Below are 16,733 nucleotides of genomic sequence, written 5' to 3' on the forward strand. Positions count from 1 at the left end.
TAAAAATCTATGCTACACATCTTTTAATATCCTTGAAAAATTGGTATCTTCGTGGCTATACAATAAACTCTAAAAACCAGTATAGATGTCGGATATAGCGAAATTGCAAATAGGTGAAAATTCTTTTGAATTTCCTTTAATAAAAGGAACAGAAAATGAAGTTGCCATAGATGTTAAAAGTTTAAGAAATGCAACCAATGGAATAATTACGATAGATCCAGGATTTAAAAATACAGGTTCTTGTGAAAGTGCAATTACGTTTTTAGATGGAGAAAAAGGGATTTTGCGTTATAGAGGATATCCTATAGAACAATTAGCAGAAAAAGCTGATTTTTTAGAAGTTTCTTATGCTTTAATTTTTGGTGATTTACCAAATAAAGAGCAATTAGATAAATTTCATTCAGACATAAAAGCGCATTCATTAGTAGATGATGATGTTAGAAAAATTTTAGAGGCATTTCCTAAGACTGCACATCCCATGGGCGTTCTTTCTTCATTAACAAGTGCATTAACTGCTTTTAATCCTATTTCGGTAAACATAGAGTCTAGAGAAGATATGTACAATGCTATCGTTAGAATCTTGGCAAAATTTCCTGTTCTAGTGGGGTGGACGATGCGCAAGAAAAAGGGATTGCATTTAAATTATGGAAAAAAATCTTTGGGCTATGTAGAGAATATAATGTACATGATGTTTAAAGAGCCTAATGAAGATTTTCAGGTAAATCCTGTGATTAAGAATGCATTAGATAAATTACTAATTTTACATGCGGATCATGAGCAAAATTGTTCTACCTCTACCGTTAGAATAGTTGGTTCTTCTCATGCCGGTTTGTTTGCTTCACTTTCTGCAGGTATATCAGCGCTTTGGGGGCCTTTGCATGGTGGTGCTAATCAGGCAGTTTTAGAAATGTTGGAAGCGATAAAAGCTGATGGAGGCGATACTAAAAAATACATGGCAAAAGCTAAAGATAAAAATGATCCTTTTCGATTAATGGGCTTTGGGCATAGAGTTTATAAAAATTTCGACCCAAGGGCTAAAATTATTAAAGTGGCTGCAGATGAAGTTTTAAATGATTTGGGTGTAGAAGATCCTATTTTAAACATCGCAAGAGGATTAGAACAAGAGGCTTTAAATGATCCTTATTTTGTAGAAAGAAAACTATATCCAAACGTAGATTTCTATTCAGGAATTATATATAGAGCTATGGGAATTCCTGTAGATATGTTTACTGTAATGTTTGCCTTGGGGCGTTTACCAGGTTGGATTGCTCAATGGAAAGAAATGAGGTTAAATAAAGAACCAATTGGTAGACCACGCCAAATTTATATAGGAGAAAATATAAGACCTTTTGTAGATATTGATAAAAGATAAAAAAAATTACATTATTTTTACTAAAACTAAAAAGCTTCATAATTTATGAGGCTTTTTTTATAATTTTAATGATATGTTAAAACTTAATGTTAAAAACGAAACAGCTAAATTAAGAGCTGTGGTTCTGGGAATTGCAAATAGTAATGGAGCTATTCCGAAACCAGAAGACTGCTATGATCCAAAAAGTTTACATCATGTTTTGTCCGGAACGTATCCAAAGGAAGAAAATATGATTTTAGAAATGGAAGGGGTTGCTAAAGTTTTTGAGAAATATAATGTTAAAGTTTTTAGACCAGAAATCATCGAAAATTATAATCAAATATTCTCTAGAGATATTGCTTTTGTAATCGATGATAAATTGATTAAAGCAAATATTTTACCCGATAGAGAAAAAGAATATAAAGCCATACATGAGGTTTTAGAGCAAATTAATCCTGAAAATATAATTCATTTACCAGCAGAATGCCATGTGGAAGGTGGGGATGTTATGCCATGGAATGATTACATATTTATTGGAACTTACACAGGTAAGGATTATGCAGATTATATTACGGCTCGTACAAATATAGAAGCTGTAAATGCGATACAAGCCTTATTTCCTCATAAAACAGTAAAATCTTTTGAATTAAGAAAATCGAATACAAATGCTAAAGACAATGCATTACATTTAGATTGTTGTTTTCAACCCATAGGTAAAGACAAAGCAATTTTACATAAAAATGGATTTCTTATTGAGGAAGAGTACGAATGGCTTTTAAATTATTTTGGAAAAGAAAATGTATTTGAAATTACAAAAGAAGAAATGTATAACATGAACAGTAATGTGTTTTCAATTTCTGAAAATGTAATAATTTCTGAAAAAAATTTTACAAGACTTAATACTTGGCTAAGAGAAAATGAATTTACAGTTGAAGAAGTGCCATACTCAGAGATAGCAAAGCAAGAAGGTCTTTTAAGATGTTCTACTTTACCTTTAATTAGAGATAAGTAAACCCATAAAAAAAGCTGCATAAAGCAGCTTTTTTTATGGGTTATATTTTTATTTATGGTAATAGAACAGCATCAATTGCATGTATTACACCATTAGTTCCTTGCACATCATTTGTTGCAGCCCCAACCAATATATTTACAGTTTGATTACTTGTAGTTTTTATTTGAGCACCATTAGATAAATCTACTGTAATACTGCCACCAATAACAGGTACAGCACCATTAGTTAGTTGATCTGCTTGCACATTTAATCCGTTTACAACATGGTATTTTAAAACAGCATCTAAAGTAGCAACGGGTACATCTGCCAAGGTATTCCAATCAGAATTAGAATCTAATAAATTTTGAAAAGCATCATTTGTTGGTGCAAAAACAGTAAAAGGTCCCGTTCCAGATAAAACTGATACAAAATCAGTTGTATGTCTACTATCTGTTAGAGCAGCAACCAAACTTGTAAAACCAGCATTGTTTAAAGCCAACGTCACAACATTGGGTGGTAACATTACTTTATTGATCACATGAACAACGCCATTAGTGGCATCAACATCAACAGCGGTTGGTGATGCATCTCCATTAAAAGCAACACCCCCAGATACTTTTACTTGTAACGATAATGCCTCTCCATTTGGTCCTGTGGATAAAGTGTTCACATAGGTGTCAGATAAATCTGTAGACATCACTTTAGAGTCTAAAGTATGAAAAAGTAAAACAGCTTCTAAAGTTTCTACAGGAATATCATTTACGGTATTCCAAGCAGGATTAGAATCTAATAATTCCTGAAAAGCAACATTTGTTGGTGCAAAAACAGTAAAATTTCCTTCACTAGCTAAAGTAGAAACTAAATTTGCTCGTGTTGCTGCAGCAACCAAACTTGTTAAATTGTTTGCCATAGCAACATCAACAATAGTATTTGTTGGAACAGTTTGCATAACATCCTCATCATCACTACAAGATTGAAAAAGGACTGCGAAAATTAGAACTGGTAATAATTTTTTTAAGACTTTCATTTTTTATTTTTTTAGTTTATTTAATAATGTTTAGCAAAATTACATTTTTATTAAACTAAATTTTGTTAACTAAAACCTAAAATATATTAAACAAAGTTAATTTTGGTTAAAAGTATTTTGATGGTTTTGCGTATCAAATTTCTGATACTCGTAATTTCAATTGATAAATGCTATTTGAAATGGTCTTGGTTAAAAAAGTGTCTAGGATCAAAATGCATTTATTTTAAGAAAGAGTCATTTATATTTAATTGTATTTCCGAATATGATTATAAAAAGTTATAATTTTGTGGTATATATAAAATTTATGCAACAAACTACGAATACAATTTTAATGATTCGTCCTATTAACTTCAGGATGAATGAGCAAACTGCTGTAAATAATTATTATCAGGAAAATTTAGCACTTAAAAGTTCTGAAATAAATAAAAAAGCACAAGAAGAATTTGATGATTATGTAAAAATACTAAGAAGTATTGGTATTCATGTAGTGGTAATTTCTGATACAGAAGAATTTGATACACCAGATTCTATTTTTCCTAATAATTGGATTTCTTTTCATCAAGATGGTACAGTTGCCATTTACCCTATGTTTGCAGAAAATAGACGTTTAGAAAGAAGAGATGATATTTTACAAGTTTTGGAGAGTCAAGGATTTTTAATTAAAAATGTTATAGATTATACCTCTGCAGAAGCAGAAAATATTTTTTTGGAAGCTACTGGAAGCATGATTTTAGATAGAGTTCATAAAAAAGCTTATTGTGCTTTATCGCCAAGGGCAGATGAAGATTTGTTTATAGAGTTCTGCGAAGATTTTGAATATACTCCCGTTATCTTTACCGCGTATCAAACTGTAGAAAATAGGAGAGAAGCTATTTATCATGCAAATGTGATGATGTGTGTTGCGGAAACCTTTGCGATTGTTTGTTTATCTTCCATAGATGATAAAAAAGAACGTAAGAACTTGTTAAAGCATTTAAAAGAAGACGGTAAAAAAGTAATTGATATATCAGAAGATCAGGTAAATAGCTTTTCTGGAAATGCATTGCAAGTGCGCAATGATAAGAATGAATTATTTTTAATTATGAGTCAAGCTGCTTTTAATAGCTTAACAGAAAGTCAAAAAGCACAAATTAATAATCACTGTAAAATTGTTTCTAGTTCTTTAAATACCATCGAAACTTGTGGAGGTGGAAGTGCCAGATGTATGATGGCAGAAGTTTTTTTACCAAAAACAACTTAATAATTTTTAATAAGCATCAAAAGTAAATATCAGCAACATACCTAGATCGCAAGTGTGCCGTAAACTTTTAGATTTAAACGTTTTGTAGTTCTTATTTTTCAATACTCCAACAAAACAAGGCTTACATGGGTTGTCTAATATTAGATACAGGTCTTGAATATAAATCGTATGGCGCTCTATCAAACTTTTTTACAACATCAAGCATTTCTAATACAACCTTTATTGGTGTTCATATTTTTGAATTGAATTGAGCATTCCTAGCTATAAAAAATTTATGGAGTTGTATATCTTCACAAACATCGTCATAAATTTTAAGGAACTTGTAATCCTTAGTATGGTTATTTGTATTCAAAATAATCTGGTTGAGATTGAATCTTATTGTACTTGAAAATAATATGTAAAACGATTTTTAGTAATTGTTTTTTCAAATGATTAATCTTGTTTTTGTACTTTGTTTTTAAACCTTGATTCGCATAAATAATTAATTTTTATTTTGATGGAGCATATTTTATCTTGTCTTAATGATATTTATTAATTTAGCTAAAAATTAAATCTATTGAATTACATAGAACACATAGGTAAATATTTTATAATGCTGAAGCAGGTTTTTAAAAAACCTCAGAAAGGTAAGGTATTTTATGAAGCTTTATTAAGAGAAATAGAAGAGCTTGGGTTAAAATCCTTAGGGATTATTATGTTTATTTCATTTTTTATTGGTGGTGTAATTGCTTTGCAAACTGCTCTAAATTTAGATGGTGCTTTTATACCACAATCTTTAATTGGTTTCGCAGCAAAAAGGTCTATTATTTTAGAGTTCGCACCAACATTTTGTTCCATTATTTTAGCGGGTAAAGTAGGTTCTTATATAACCTCTAGTATTGGCACGATGAAGGTAACAGAACAAATTGATGCTTTAGATGTAATGGGTATAAACTCCTTAAATTATTTAGTGTTACCAAAAGTAATTGCAACCGTTTTCTTCTATCCTTTTTTAATTATTTTAGGAATGTTTATGGGCATTTTTGGAGGCTGGCTAGCAGGTGTGTTTTCTGGTTTATTTAGTGGTGTAGATTATATAGAAGGTTTAAGAACAGATTTTAAGCCCTTTTACATAGTGTATGCAATCATTAAAACACTCGTTTTTGCTTTTCTAATTTCAACAGTGCCTTCTTATCATGGATATTACGTAAAAGGAGGTTCTATTGCGGTGGGTAAGGCAAGTACGCAATCTGTTGTCTGGACAACCATATTGATAGTAATTGCCAATTATCTACTAACACAAATGTTACTAACGTAAATGATAGAAGTAAAAGATTTACATAAAGGTTTTGGAGATGTTCAAATTTTAAAAGGGATTTCAACATCATTCCATCCAGGTAAAACAAGTTTAATCATTGGTCAAAGTGGTGCTGGAAAAACGGTTTTCCTAAAATCTCTAATAGGATTACATACACCAGAAAAAGGAACCATTTCTTTTGATGGTAGGATAAATACAAAATTTACCGTTAAGGAAAAACAACAGTGGAGACAAGAGATTGGCATGGTTTTTCAGGGTAGTGCGCTTTTTGATTCGCAAACTGTAGAAGAAAATGTTATGTTTCCTTTAAAAATGTTCACAAAGCAATCTCAAGGTGAAATGTTAGAGAGGGTAAACTTTGTTCTAGACCGTGTAAATTTACAAAATTCAAATAATAAATTTCCAGGTGAATTGTCTGGAGGAATGCAAAAAAGAGTTGCCATTGCACGAGCAATTGTCATGAATCCTAAATATTTATTTTGTGATGAACCAAATTCAGGTTTAGACCCAGAAACAGCCATTGTAATTGATAATTTAATTCAAGAAATTACAGACGAATATCAAATTACAACCGTCATAAATACACATGATATGAATTCTGTCATGGAAATAGGAGAAAAAATTCTCTTTTTAAAAAACGGAAGAAAAGCCTGGGAAGGAAATAGTGAAGAGATGTTTAGAACTGACAATGAGGCTGTTGTAGGCTTTGTGTATTCTTCTAATTTATTTAAAAAAGTGAGAGAGGCATATTTAAATGAAACAAAATAAAAAAAGGTTTGTTTTTCTTAAAATAACTTCTATATTTGCACCCGCTTAAAGGAAAAGATTGACCTGGTAGCTCAGTTGGTAGAGCATCTCCCTTTTAAGGAGAGGGTCCTGGGTTCGAGCCCCAGCCCGGTCACATCGAAACAAAAAACTCTGCATATTTTGCAGAGTTTTTTGTTTTTATCAAGGCTTCAATTAAAAATATTTTATTTTTGTTTTATAATAGTTGATGTTTTAAATTGATGTAAAAGAAAATGATAATTTCTTTATAGAAAAGTAAAAATTAAAATGTACCATTAGTTACGGTTTCTTTTTTAGTTAAAATAGAAATGGAAAGGGTATAGGTGATCAAAGTAATTCCAAATGATGAAGGTCCTGTTATATTTTAAAATAAATGAACAAAATATTTCTTTATTTCAACTTAATTTTATTTTTAATGAATACGCTTAATCACATAATTTTTGATTTCACAAAAGATTCAGACATCTCAGCTTGGCGGATTGTGGATGATGTTGTGATGGGAGGCCGATCTCAAGGTAGTTTTAGGCTTAATGAAAACGGAAATGGTCTTTTTTCAGGTAATATTTCTTTAGAAAATAACGGAGGCTTTTCTTCTTTAAGATATCGATTCAAAGAAATACAGGTTTTAAACTATATAAAAGTAGTTTTAAAAGTAAAAGGAGATGGAAATGAGTATCAATTTAGAATAAAAGATAACTATCAAAATTTATATTCTTACACTAAAACTTTTACAACCTCTAAAGAATGGCAACTCATAGAAATAAATTTATCAGAAATGTATCCCTCTTTTAGAGGAAGAAAATTAGTGATGGATAATTTTTCATCAAAAATGATACAGGAAATCGCTATTCTTATTGGGAATAAAAAAGAACAATCTTTTATGTTAGAGATTGCCAAAATTTATCTGAAATAAAACTACTAAAAACTGGAGTACTTTTTTGTATCTTTCGAAGGTTTTTAATAAAAAAATGATGCAAGAAGATATCCAAAAAAATATAAATTCTCAAGAAAAATCGAAACAGAATGTTCAGAAAGATGCGCTGGGGTTATTCGAAAGTGTTAAACAATTTATAGGCGATCTTTTCGATTTTAGACATGATACGGATCATGAAGCGACCATAGAAGCCATAAAAGCAGATATTCCGTTTAAAGGAGCCACTGCGTGGATTTTAATTTTTGCGGTCTTTGTAGCTTCTATCGGTTTAAATGCAGACTCGACAGCTGTAGTAATTGGCGCCATGTTAATATCGCCTTTAATGGGACCAATTTTAGGTTTAGGGATGTCTTTTGCTCTAAACGATATTGAAACCTTTAAAAAGTCATTAATAAATCTTGGTACTATGATTGTGCTGAGTTTGTTTGCATCTTTCCTGTTTTTTTACTTTTTTCCATTAAGTCAAGATAATTCTGAATTATTAGGGCGCGTAAGTCCAGATATTCGCGATGTACTGATTGCTTTTTTTGGAGGTTTAGCGCTCATGGTAGCTAGAACTAAAAAAGGTACTATTGCTTCCGTAATTTTTGGTGTAGCAATTGCAACAGCTTTAATGCCACCATTATGCACGGCAGGTTATGGCTTGGCAAAAGGGAATTGGCCTTATTTTATCGGAGCAATGTATTTGTTTACGATCAATACTATTTTTATTGCATTGGCTACGTTTTTAGTTTTAAAGTTACTTGGTTTTCCAATGCATAAATATGCAAACGCTGCAAAAAGAAAACGATACTCTACAATTGCAACAGTAATAGGTGTAGCAGTCATGATTCCTGCTATTTTTACGTTTATAAACGTTTTTAAAGAAAATAAAATTAAAAATCAGATCAAAGCTTTTATAAAAACAGAAATAAAGATGAATAAATCTTTAACATTAATTGATCATGAACCAGATATTGAAAGTAAAACATTACAACTTAATTTCTTTAATGAAATTACCGATGCTACTTACAATGATTTGAGTAACGAGATAGCTCATAATAGCAATTATAATAGTTTAAAAGATTTTAAATTAGAAATAAAAGGCAGTGATACTAAAAGTTTTGAGATTATAACTACGGCTTACAAAGAGAAGCGAGAAGAACTACAAGAGAGCAAAAATATTATTGCAGGTTTGCAAAAACAAATTAAAGAATTGCAAGAAACAATTTCTAGTTTAAATAATAGAATAGAGCAAGATGCTTTAAATAAGCATCAAAATGTAATTGCTTTTAGCACAATAGCTAAAGATGCTAAAATTAGATATATTGATATCGAAGCAATAGGTTTTGCAAGTGTTTTATCGTCTAAAGATTTTATAAAAATTGATACAATTCCTGTGGTAACCATAGAATGGAACGTTCAATTATCAGATAGTATTATTGCGCCTAAAGAGCGTGAATTAAGAACGTGGTTGCAGAATGAAATGCAGTTAGACACACTATTTATAAAGAGAGAAAAATAGTATTCATAAAAGATAGTTTTATGCATGAATACTAATTTTTTGCTTTAAAACTAAAGAATATGAATGTTATTCGTATAATTTTACTTCAACATTTTGATTGAATAAATAGACTCTTTTGTTATTCATATTTAAACATTCTATTCTAGTTCTGCGTTTGTTTCCTCTTTTGTAAACAATACTTTTAAAGATAAATAAACAACCAAAAGGGAGGGTAAAAATAAATTTTTTTCCTTCTTCCGCAATATTTCCTCGTAAAGCTAAAGAAAGTTTTACATCAGAATCTGTGCTAGCTTTTGGGTTTTTTAAATAATTTGCTAAATGAGAAATCATTTCTTTTGGGTAAATTTCAAGTTCTAAAAAGGGCAACATTAAATGCTGAAAAACAGTTTTCCATTCAATTCCGTGAGGTTGTACTTTTCCGAATTTTTGATGTGTTACATGATGTGCAATTTCATGCACCAACGTCAATAAAAATTGATGTTTGTTGAGGTTATTATTTACCGTTATTTGAAACCTACCATTGGGTAATTTTCTGAAATCGCCATGTTTAGTTTGCCGTTGATTTACAATCAATAAATCAAAAGAATGTGTATCAATTAAATATTTTACAAACGGAATTGCTTTAGCAGGGATAAAAGATGCCCATTCTTGTCCTCGCGAAGGGAGGGGATTCTCTCTAGTACTCAAACTTTTGCTTTTATTTAAAATTTCTTTAATATTGGTCTAGTATTCTTTATTGTTCAACTTATTAAGAGGAGAAACAGGGTTATGGAGTCGTTGATGAAACTTGTAAAATCTTACCGTTATAAAACTTATTTCCTGATAGTGAAAAATCGTACATATAATTTGCCATTTCTAGCGCAGAAAGTGGCGCTTTGTAATCAGGAAAAGCCTCTGCTAGCATTTCTGTTTGCACCGCTCCAATAGCCAAAACATTAAATGCAATTTGTTGTTCTTTATATTCTTCAGCTAACAATTCAGATAAAGTAATGACTGCGCCTTTGGCGGATGAATAAGCAGCTAAACCTGGAAATTTTACGCTTCCTTGAATGCCACCCATAGAACTCACCGTCACTACATGACTTCCTTTTGGTAAATACGGAATCAATAATTTTGTCAACTCTGCTACTGCAAAAACATTTACTTTATAAACCTCTAAAAAATCATTCGAAGTTAAATCTGTAAAAGTTTTGTTGATGAGTTTTCCTGCATTATGAATTAAAATATCAACTTGTTTCCAGTTTTCTTTTACAAAATCAGATGCTTTTTTAATCTCTGAATTATCTGAAAGATCAACAGCTAGTATCGAAATATTAGGGTGATTTAAAGCACTTAATGGCGCTGTGTTTCTTGAAATCGCTAAAACTTTATGACCATTATTGGCAAATATTTTAGCAAGCTCAAAACCAATTCCTCGGCTGGTTCCTGTAATAACAACATTTTTCATTTAAATTTAAATTTTTGAAGTAGCAATCTACTCAAATTTTCATACATTTAAGAACTAAAATCAAACAAATGAAAAAAACAGTTTTACTTTTTTTAGCCATTATTCTTATTCAACATATAACAGCCCAAACAACGTATATTTTATGCGGAAAATTAATAGATACAAAATCAGGAAAAATCAACACTGAAAAAACTATTTTAGTGAAAAAGAACAAAATTATAGATGTCAAAGATGGTTATATCAAGCCGAAATCAGGATCTTTAATTGATTTGAGAGATAAAGTGGTAATGGCAGGTTTAATTGATATGCATGTTCACATTGAACAAGAATTTGATCGAAATACAAGATTGAACGATTATATTTTAAATGAAGCAGATGTAGCTTTTAATTCCGTAGGTTTTGCAAAAACAACGTTATTAAATGGTTTTACAACTGTTCGAGATTTAGGGGGTACTGGGGTAAATATCGCTATTCGAAATGCTATTGATAAAGGAAAAATACCGGGACCACGCGTTTTTACAGCGGGTAAATCTTTGGCAACAACTGGTGGTCATGCAGACCCAACAAATGGTAGTAGTAGAAAATTAATTGGAGATCCTGGGCCAAAAGAAGGTGTTGTAAATTCAATAGAAGATGCAAAAAAAGCGGTACGACAACGGTATAAAAATGGAGCAGATTGCATTAAAATTACAGCAACTGGAGGAGTATTAAGTGTTGCTAAATCAGGCGATAATCCGCAGTTTACAATTGAGGAAATTAAGACAATTTGTGATACTGCAAAAGATTACGGAATGCATGTTGCTGCGCATGCTCACGGAGATGAGGGCATGCAAAGAGCGATTATTGGAGGGGTAAAAACCATAGAACATGGTACCTATATGAGTGATGAAACTATGGAACTCATGAAAAAGCATGATGCTTATTTGGTGCCAACAATAACAGCAGGCAAAGAAGTGGAGGAAAAGGCAAAAATAGCAGGTTTTTATCCTGAAATTGTGGTGCCAAAAGCACTGGCTGTTGGTCCACAAATTCAAGGAACTTTTGCAAAAGCGTATAAAAAAGGAGTCGGAATTGCTTTCGGTACAGATGCAGGGGTTTTTAAACACGGAAATAACGGAAAAGAATTCGGATTTATGGTGGCCGCAGGAATGCCCGCTATGGAAACAATTCAGTCTGCAACCATTACCAATGCTATGTTATTAAAAATGGAAAACGAAATAGGACAAGTTAAAAAAGGTTTTTTCGCTGATATTATTGCGGTAAACGAAGATCCCACTAAAAATATTAACACCATGGAAAATGTTGTTTTTGTGATGAAAAACGGTGTTGTTTATAAGAAGTAAATTTTTAGACCTCACAGGTTTTTAAAACCTGTGAGGTCTCCCTTAATAAATTAATAATGACTTTATTTTGCAGACTTTCATGTGCTTAAAGGTTAAGTTTTTTTGAGGTTTGTTCTTTCCGTAGCGTTTTTTTTCTTTTTTGTATTTCTTCTTTAATAATCTTTCTGCTAAATCATAAGACATTGCTGTAATATTACCGTAACTAAAAATTTATTTACTAAATTGATGTGCGTTCACAAAATTAAAATAACGAATAACTGCTTTTTTATCATTTTTAGCTCGTAAAAAAAGTTGGTAAGCTTTTGCTCTTAAATCTTCATGAAAACATTCATCTACATAAGTTTTTAAGAGAATGTCCTTAATATAAATTTCAGCATCAAGTTTTTTATGGAATTCTATCTTTCGTTTTCTTCAGTTTTTTTTATTCAGAATATTTCTTAAAATTCCTTTTTTTAGGGCAGTATAATCTTTTTGGCTTCTTTTAAGAAATGCTATTAAAGAGTTTTATTTCTCATCTTGGATATAGCCAAATACCTTGTAGTTTCTTTTTAGTTTTTCTTGTAAGTCAAAATTTTTTAATTCGTAAAAATTAGAAAAACCTATTTATCTTCGTCAAAAGTAATATGTTGATATGCTCCAATATCAGGATTTGTAGTTCTGTCGATACCTAAAATATCAAAAGAGAACATCGTGCTTTTTGCTTTGTTGATTCCATCCGAATTTTCCCCAATGATAAAATCTCCATTCCTAGAATCTCTGAAATCTGAAAATCCATTTAAAATGATATTTTGATAGAAAGGATTGTTTTGAAAATCCATTTCGATATTTTCAGCAAAAGAATTGTTTGAATCTGTAAAAGAAATCAGACAATTCTGAATATTATAATTAAATAATAAGCCACCTCCGTCAACTTTATCTAAAATAAATTCAATATTGTTATTTCCATCAAAAATACAATTTGTAAAATTTGCCGCTTTTAAATTTCTTGTTTCTGTAATTTCTTGTCCGTTTTCATCATTATAAACAAAGAAATTATTTACTAAAACTGTTGGTAATTGGCGAATACCATTATTCCAATAATTTGCAAAAGTACTGTGTGTAAAATTATAAGTTCCGCCAATAGTAGCGGCTAAAGAAGCTTGACCTGCAGAACCAATCACTAGGTTATGCCCTTCAATATTAGTTTCTCTGGCTAAAATTCCAAAGTTAGCATGGTTATAAATTTCTGTATTTTGTATTTTTAAAGTGGGTAAAGAAGAGGATCCAATACTATCAATCAGAATACCAATAATTCCGTTTTTAATTTGTGCATGTTGCATTTCATTGTCTTTACTACCTGCTCGCATCCAAATTGTACCCCATTGTCCGGGTACATTGCTAAAACTATTTTCTAATCGATCGCCTTCAAAAATAACTTTTTCAGCTAAAGTTCCGTTTACTTTTAAGGTAGCTTTATGGTCAATAATTAATCCAGAATTACTATGAAAATAGACTTTTGATCCTGCTTGAATTGTTAACGTTTTATTGGCAGGTACGGCGGCATATCCGTAAATAACGGTTGGTTTTATATTGGTAATTATTAATTCGGTATCTGTTAAAAAACGTCCTTTAATAGTTGTTGCCTGTCCGTTAATAGTTAAACTATCAATTTTCATGGTAATAGGATCTTTACCTGGATAAATAAAATTAGCATCTTGTACTAAAGTAATCAAATCTACATCTTGCTGATTGGTACCCGTATCAAATAAAATTCTGTCTGTATATAAAGGATCTGAAACATTATGAACATCAATTGTAGTTTCTACAAAAACATAAATGCTGTCTTTACCAAGAATATCGATGTCATTAAATTCTTTTCCTGGAACCCCATCAACATTAAGTCTATAGTTAGAAGATGTTCCGTTTTCTAAGGTAATTTTAGGAATCGTAATGGCTTTATTACTTCTGTTATACACTTTTAAATTATACGTGGCAGAACCAATATTGGTGAAAACAGTATCTAAAAAAACGGTGTCTTTAGAGAACTCTAAGCTTCCAAAATTGGGAATTGTAGAAAAATCTTTTCTACAAGAACTTACAGAAATTAAAGCAACACAAATAAGAAAGGTAATGAGGTAACGCATAAATCAATTTTGTATTAAAATAGAACTTTAAAATGACGGATTTATTATTTTTTGATGAGCTCTATTTCAAAAAGTTTCCCCCAGTTTTTACCCGTAACAAACAATCTGTTATTTTCTTTGTCAAAGGCAATGCCGTTTAAAACTTCATCATCGGCAACTAGTTTTTGAGTTTTTTCCATTTCTTTTTTTAAACCAGATAAATTTACGATTCCTTCTACAACTCCATTTTTAGGGTTTATGATAGAAATTAGAGGTTTTAAATAATAATTAGCATAAATTTTTCCATTTATATATTCTAATTCATTCAATTTAGGGATGCTTTGTTTATGAGTATAAGCTTGTATATATTTTATTTCTTTTTTTGAATAAGGATCTAAAAACCAAATTTTAGAAGTTCCATCAGATTTAATAAGTAAACTATCATTGTTTGTTAAACCCCAGCCTTGTTTGCTTTTATCATAATCAAAACTTTCTTCTTGTTCAAATGTTTCTAAATTGTAGACAAAACCCTTCTTACTTTCCCAAGTTAACCAATAAATTTTATTATTAAAAATGGTCATACCTTCTCCGAAATATTTTTTATCCAAATCTACAGACTGTAAGACTTTCCCCGTTTTAATTTCTATTTTTCTTAACGTAGACTGTCCTCTTCTTCCAGTGGTTTCGTATAGAAAACCATTGTAATATTCTAAGCCCTGCGTGTATGCTTTTGTGTCATGAGGATAACTATTAATTATTTTATAAGTGTAGGCTTGGTATGGTGTATCGGCAAAAACTTCAAAAGAATTATTGATTTTTTTTGTTTTTCCAGGATAAAAAGCTAAAACAGAAACGGCGTGTTTGCCAACACCAAAATCAGAGGTATTAATGGTTATTTGATTTCCTTCAGAAGTAATTTCTTTCCCGTTTATAAAAAACTGAATTTTATCTAATGGTTTGTTATTCTTTTCTTTTAGACGAATGGTTACATTAGAGTTTATCGTTGTTTTCTTTGCAACATCTAACGTAAATTTGTAATCTTCATTGCAACCAATACATACTAATAAGGTTAAGATAGATATAAAAAAAGCAGTTTTCTTCATTATTTTTTAATTTTAAATAGTTAAAAAGAGTGCAATAAATCAATGATTTATGACAAATATAAAGCGATTTTCAAAGAATATTTTTATCATACCAAATAAAAGTAAAATATTTATTTGTAAATTAAAAAATATCGTTAAATTTGCATCCTCAAAATAGTAGTATATAGCTATTTAGAGATTTGAGTAAAATCTTACCAACTTTACTTATTGCAAACATAACATTAAAGAATTAAAATATAATAAAATGAAAAAAGGAATTCATCCAGAAAATTACAGAATGGTAGCTTTTAAAGATATGTCTAATGAAGATGTTTTTTTAACACGTTCTACAGTAGACACTAAAGAAACTTTAGAAGTTGATGGTGTTGAGTATCCTTTAGTAAAATTAGAGATTTCTAGAACTTCTCATCCATTTTACACTGGTAAATCTAAATTAATTGATGCTGCAGGTCGTATCGATAAATTTAAAACGAAATACGCAAAATTCAAAAAGTAATCTTTTTAGAATTTTCAACATATTAAAAAGCTCTAACATTTATTTGTTAGAGCTTTTTTTATGCCAAGCTTAACGCAACATCCAAGAAAAAATATTTTATTTTTGTGGATATGAAAATTTATGACATTATCATTGTTGGAGGTGGTCCTATTGGAATTGCTTGCGGATTAGAAGCTAAGAAAAAAGGATTAACATATGTAATTATTGAAAAAGGACCGATTGTAAATTCGATTTACAACTATCCTGTAAACATGCAGTTTTTTTCATCTTCAGAAAAGTTAGAAATAGGTGAAGTTCCTTTTATTAGTAAAGAACCAAAACCAAGTAGAAGCGAAGCTTTAGAGTATTATAGACGCATAACTACTTCTAATAAACTAAATATTCATTTATTTGAAAAGGTAAATTCGGTTGAAAAAAATGATGCCTTTTTTACAGTTATAACTTCAAAAAATAAGTATCAAGGAAAAAATATTGTGGTGGCGACTGGTTTTTATGATCTTCCGAATACCCTAAATATTCCCGGGGAAAGCTTACAAAAAGTTGCTCATTATTATAAGGATCCTCATTTTTATGCAGGTCAAAAATTAGCCGTTATTGGTGCTAGTAATTCTGCTATTGACGCGGCTTTGGAGTGTTATAGAAAAGGTGCTGAGGTTACTTTAATTATTAGAAAAGATGAGGTTGGTCAGCGTGTAAAATATTGGGTGCGCCCGGACATCATTAATCGTATAAAAGAAGGAAGTATTAAAGCGTTATACAATAGTACAGTTGTAGAAATTGAAGAAAATCATTTAAAAGTACAAACTTTAAAAGGAGAAATCAGAATTGAAAATGATTATGTTTTGGCTTTAACGGGGTATAAGCCTAATTTTGATTTTTTAATACATATGGGAATTGAATTGTCTGACGATGATAAGAAATATCCAGTATACAAGCAGGATACGATGGAAACCAATGTTCAAGGAATTTATTTAGCGGGTGTTATTTGTGGAGGTTTGGAAACTCACAAATGGTTTATTGAAAACTCTAGAGTACACGCAAAAATGATTGTCAATAGTATTTTGGACAAGTAAAATCATCATCAGAAATAACATGTTATCAGTTCGAGTGAT

General features: G+C 30.5%; 15 protein-coding genes and 1 tRNA gene. 11 read left to right on the forward strand and 5 right to left on the reverse strand.

Features of this window, described 5'->3' with window-relative positions; genetic code table 11:
• The first annotated feature begins 85 nt into the window (after positions 1 to 85).
• Together K8354_RS01415 and K8354_RS01420 are read left to right on the forward strand one after the other, a co-directional pair.
• On the forward strand, positions 86 to 1,372 hold the full coding sequence (locus K8354_RS01415; protein ID WP_223444826.1) for a citrate synthase: 1,287 nt from the start codon (positions 86 to 88) through the stop codon (positions 1,370 to 1,372).
• 73 nt (positions 1,373 to 1,445) lie between these two features.
• Complete coding sequence (locus tag K8354_RS01420) at positions 1,446 to 2,363, forward strand: dimethylarginine dimethylaminohydrolase family protein (protein WP_223444828.1); 918 nt, start codon at positions 1,446 to 1,448, stop codon at positions 2,361 to 2,363.
• Positions 2,364 to 2,415: 52 nt separating this feature from the next.
• Here K8354_RS01420 and K8354_RS01425 read toward each other — a convergent pair whose 3' ends face one another.
• Entirely contained in the window at positions 2,416 to 3,369 is a 954-nt protein-coding gene (locus K8354_RS01425; RefSeq protein WP_223444830.1) for a fasciclin domain-containing protein, read from the reverse strand.
• A gap of 304 nt (positions 3,370 to 3,673) precedes the next feature.
• Between K8354_RS01425 and ctlX the strand changes: the two genes are divergently transcribed.
• The 6 genes from ctlX to K8354_RS01455 all read left to right on the forward strand — a co-directional run bounded on the left by ctlX (position 3,674) and on the right by K8354_RS01455 (position 9,130).
• Complete coding sequence (gene ctlX / locus K8354_RS01430; protein ID WP_223444832.1) at positions 3,674 to 4,609, forward strand: citrulline utilization hydrolase CtlX; 936 nt, start codon at positions 3,674 to 3,676, stop codon at positions 4,607 to 4,609.
• A 556-nt stretch (positions 4,610 to 5,165) separates the two neighbouring features.
• On the forward strand, positions 5,166 to 5,906 hold the full coding sequence (locus tag K8354_RS01435; RefSeq protein WP_223444833.1) for an MlaE family ABC transporter permease: 741 nt from the start codon (positions 5,166 to 5,168) through the stop codon (positions 5,904 to 5,906).
• Positions 5,907 to 6,674 (forward strand): ABC transporter ATP-binding protein, encoded by a 768-nt coding sequence (locus K8354_RS01440; protein WP_223444834.1) that lies wholly within the window; start codon positions 5,907 to 5,909, stop codon positions 6,672 to 6,674. It abuts the gene before it with no gap.
• Between the two features lie 60 nt (positions 6,675 to 6,734).
• Positions 6,735 to 6,807: transfer RNA gene (locus tag K8354_RS01445), tRNA-Lys, on the forward strand.
• Positions 6,808 to 7,107: 300 nt separating this feature from the next.
• On the forward strand, positions 7,108 to 7,605 hold the full coding sequence (locus K8354_RS01450; RefSeq protein WP_223444835.1) for a CIA30 family protein: 498 nt from the start codon (positions 7,108 to 7,110) through the stop codon (positions 7,603 to 7,605).
• A 58-nt stretch (positions 7,606 to 7,663) separates the two neighbouring features.
• Positions 7,664 to 9,130, forward strand: coding sequence for a DUF389 domain-containing protein (locus tag K8354_RS01455; RefSeq protein ID WP_223447757.1), 1,467 nt, complete (start codon positions 7,664 to 7,666; stop codon positions 9,128 to 9,130).
• Positions 9,131 to 9,196: 66 nt separating this feature from the next.
• Here the strand turns inward: K8354_RS01455 and K8354_RS01460 are convergent, their stop codons facing one another.
• Together K8354_RS01460 and K8354_RS01465 are read right to left on the reverse strand one after the other, a co-directional pair.
• Positions 9,197 to 9,817: a SprT-like domain-containing protein gene (locus K8354_RS01460; RefSeq protein ID WP_223444836.1), complete on the reverse strand. Its 621-nt coding sequence runs from the start codon at positions 9,815 to 9,817 to the stop codon at positions 9,197 to 9,199.
• A 79-nt stretch (positions 9,818 to 9,896) separates the two neighbouring features.
• Positions 9,897 to 10,577 (reverse strand): SDR family NAD(P)-dependent oxidoreductase, encoded by a 681-nt coding sequence (locus K8354_RS01465; protein WP_223444837.1) that lies wholly within the window; start codon positions 10,575 to 10,577, stop codon positions 9,897 to 9,899.
• A gap of 68 nt (positions 10,578 to 10,645) precedes the next feature.
• Here K8354_RS01465 and K8354_RS01470 point away from each other — a divergent pair, with 68 nt between their 5' ends.
• The gene (locus K8354_RS01470) at positions 10,646 to 11,920 is read left to right on the forward strand and encodes a metal-dependent hydrolase family protein (protein WP_223444839.1); all 1,275 of its coding nucleotides are present in this window, start codon (positions 10,646 to 10,648) and stop codon (positions 11,918 to 11,920) included.
• A 599-nt stretch (positions 11,921 to 12,519) separates the two neighbouring features.
• Here the strand turns inward: K8354_RS01470 and K8354_RS01475 are convergent.
• Positions 12,520 to 14,043, reverse strand: a complete 1,524-nt coding sequence (locus K8354_RS01475; protein WP_223444841.1) for a hypothetical protein — start codon at positions 14,041 to 14,043, stop codon at positions 12,520 to 12,522.
• A gap of 44 nt (positions 14,044 to 14,087) precedes the next feature.
• Entirely contained in the window at positions 14,088 to 15,125 is a 1,038-nt protein-coding gene (locus tag K8354_RS01480) for a glutaminyl-peptide cyclotransferase (protein WP_223444843.1), read from the reverse strand.
• A gap of 244 nt (positions 15,126 to 15,369) precedes the next feature.
• Between K8354_RS01480 and K8354_RS01485 the strand changes: the two genes are divergently transcribed.
• Together K8354_RS01485 and K8354_RS01490 are read left to right on the forward strand one after the other, a co-directional pair.
• Positions 15,370 to 15,621 (forward strand): type B 50S ribosomal protein L31, encoded by a 252-nt coding sequence (locus tag K8354_RS01485; RefSeq protein WP_223444845.1) that lies wholly within the window; start codon positions 15,370 to 15,372, stop codon positions 15,619 to 15,621.
• 110 nt (positions 15,622 to 15,731) lie between these two features.
• The gene (locus K8354_RS01490) at positions 15,732 to 16,694 is read left to right on the forward strand and encodes a YpdA family putative bacillithiol disulfide reductase (protein WP_223444847.1); all 963 of its coding nucleotides are present in this window, start codon (positions 15,732 to 15,734) and stop codon (positions 16,692 to 16,694) included.
• Positions 16,695 to 16,733 lie beyond the last annotated feature (39 nt).

The sequence above is a fragment of the Polaribacter litorisediminis genome, assembly GCF_019968605.1.
Lineage (GTDB): Bacteria > Bacteroidota > Bacteroidia > Flavobacteriales > Flavobacteriaceae > Polaribacter > Polaribacter litorisediminis.

Excerpts from the sequence above, each read along its gene's own strand:
- K8354_RS01415 (WP_223444826.1), top strand. The coding sequence starts at position 86 with ATGTCGGATATAGCGAAATTGCAAATAGGTGAAAATTCTTTTGAATTT.
- K8354_RS01420 (WP_223444828.1), top strand. The coding sequence starts at position 1,446 with ATGTTAAAACTTAATGTTAAAAACGAAACAGCTAAATTAAGAGCTGTG.
- K8354_RS01425 (WP_223444830.1), bottom strand. The coding sequence starts at position 3,369 with ATGAAAGTCTTAAAAAAATTATTACCAGTTCTAATTTTCGCAGTCCTT.
- ctlX (WP_223444832.1), top strand. The coding sequence starts at position 3,674 with ATGCAACAAACTACGAATACAATTTTAATGATTCGTCCTATTAACTTC.
- K8354_RS01440 (WP_223444834.1), top strand. The coding sequence starts at position 5,907 with ATGATAGAAGTAAAAGATTTACATAAAGGTTTTGGAGATGTTCAAATT.
- K8354_RS01450 (WP_223444835.1), top strand. The coding sequence starts at position 7,108 with ATGAATACGCTTAATCACATAATTTTTGATTTCACAAAAGATTCAGAC.
- K8354_RS01455 (WP_223447757.1), top strand. The coding sequence starts at position 7,664 with ATGCAAGAAGATATCCAAAAAAATATAAATTCTCAAGAAAAATCGAAA.
- K8354_RS01465 (WP_223444837.1), bottom strand. The coding sequence starts at position 10,577 with ATGAAAAATGTTGTTATTACAGGAACCAGCCGAGGAATTGGTTTTGAG.
- K8354_RS01470 (WP_223444839.1), top strand. The coding sequence starts at position 10,646 with ATGAAAAAAACAGTTTTACTTTTTTTAGCCATTATTCTTATTCAACAT.
- K8354_RS01475 (WP_223444841.1), bottom strand. The coding sequence starts at position 14,043 with ATGCGTTACCTCATTACCTTTCTTATTTGTGTTGCTTTAATTTCTGTA.
- K8354_RS01480 (WP_223444843.1), bottom strand. The coding sequence starts at position 15,125 with ATGAAGAAAACTGCTTTTTTTATATCTATCTTAACCTTATTAGTATGT.
- K8354_RS01485 (WP_223444845.1), top strand. The coding sequence starts at position 15,370 with ATGAAAAAAGGAATTCATCCAGAAAATTACAGAATGGTAGCTTTTAAA.
- K8354_RS01490 (WP_223444847.1), top strand. The coding sequence starts at position 15,732 with ATGAAAATTTATGACATTATCATTGTTGGAGGTGGTCCTATTGGAATT.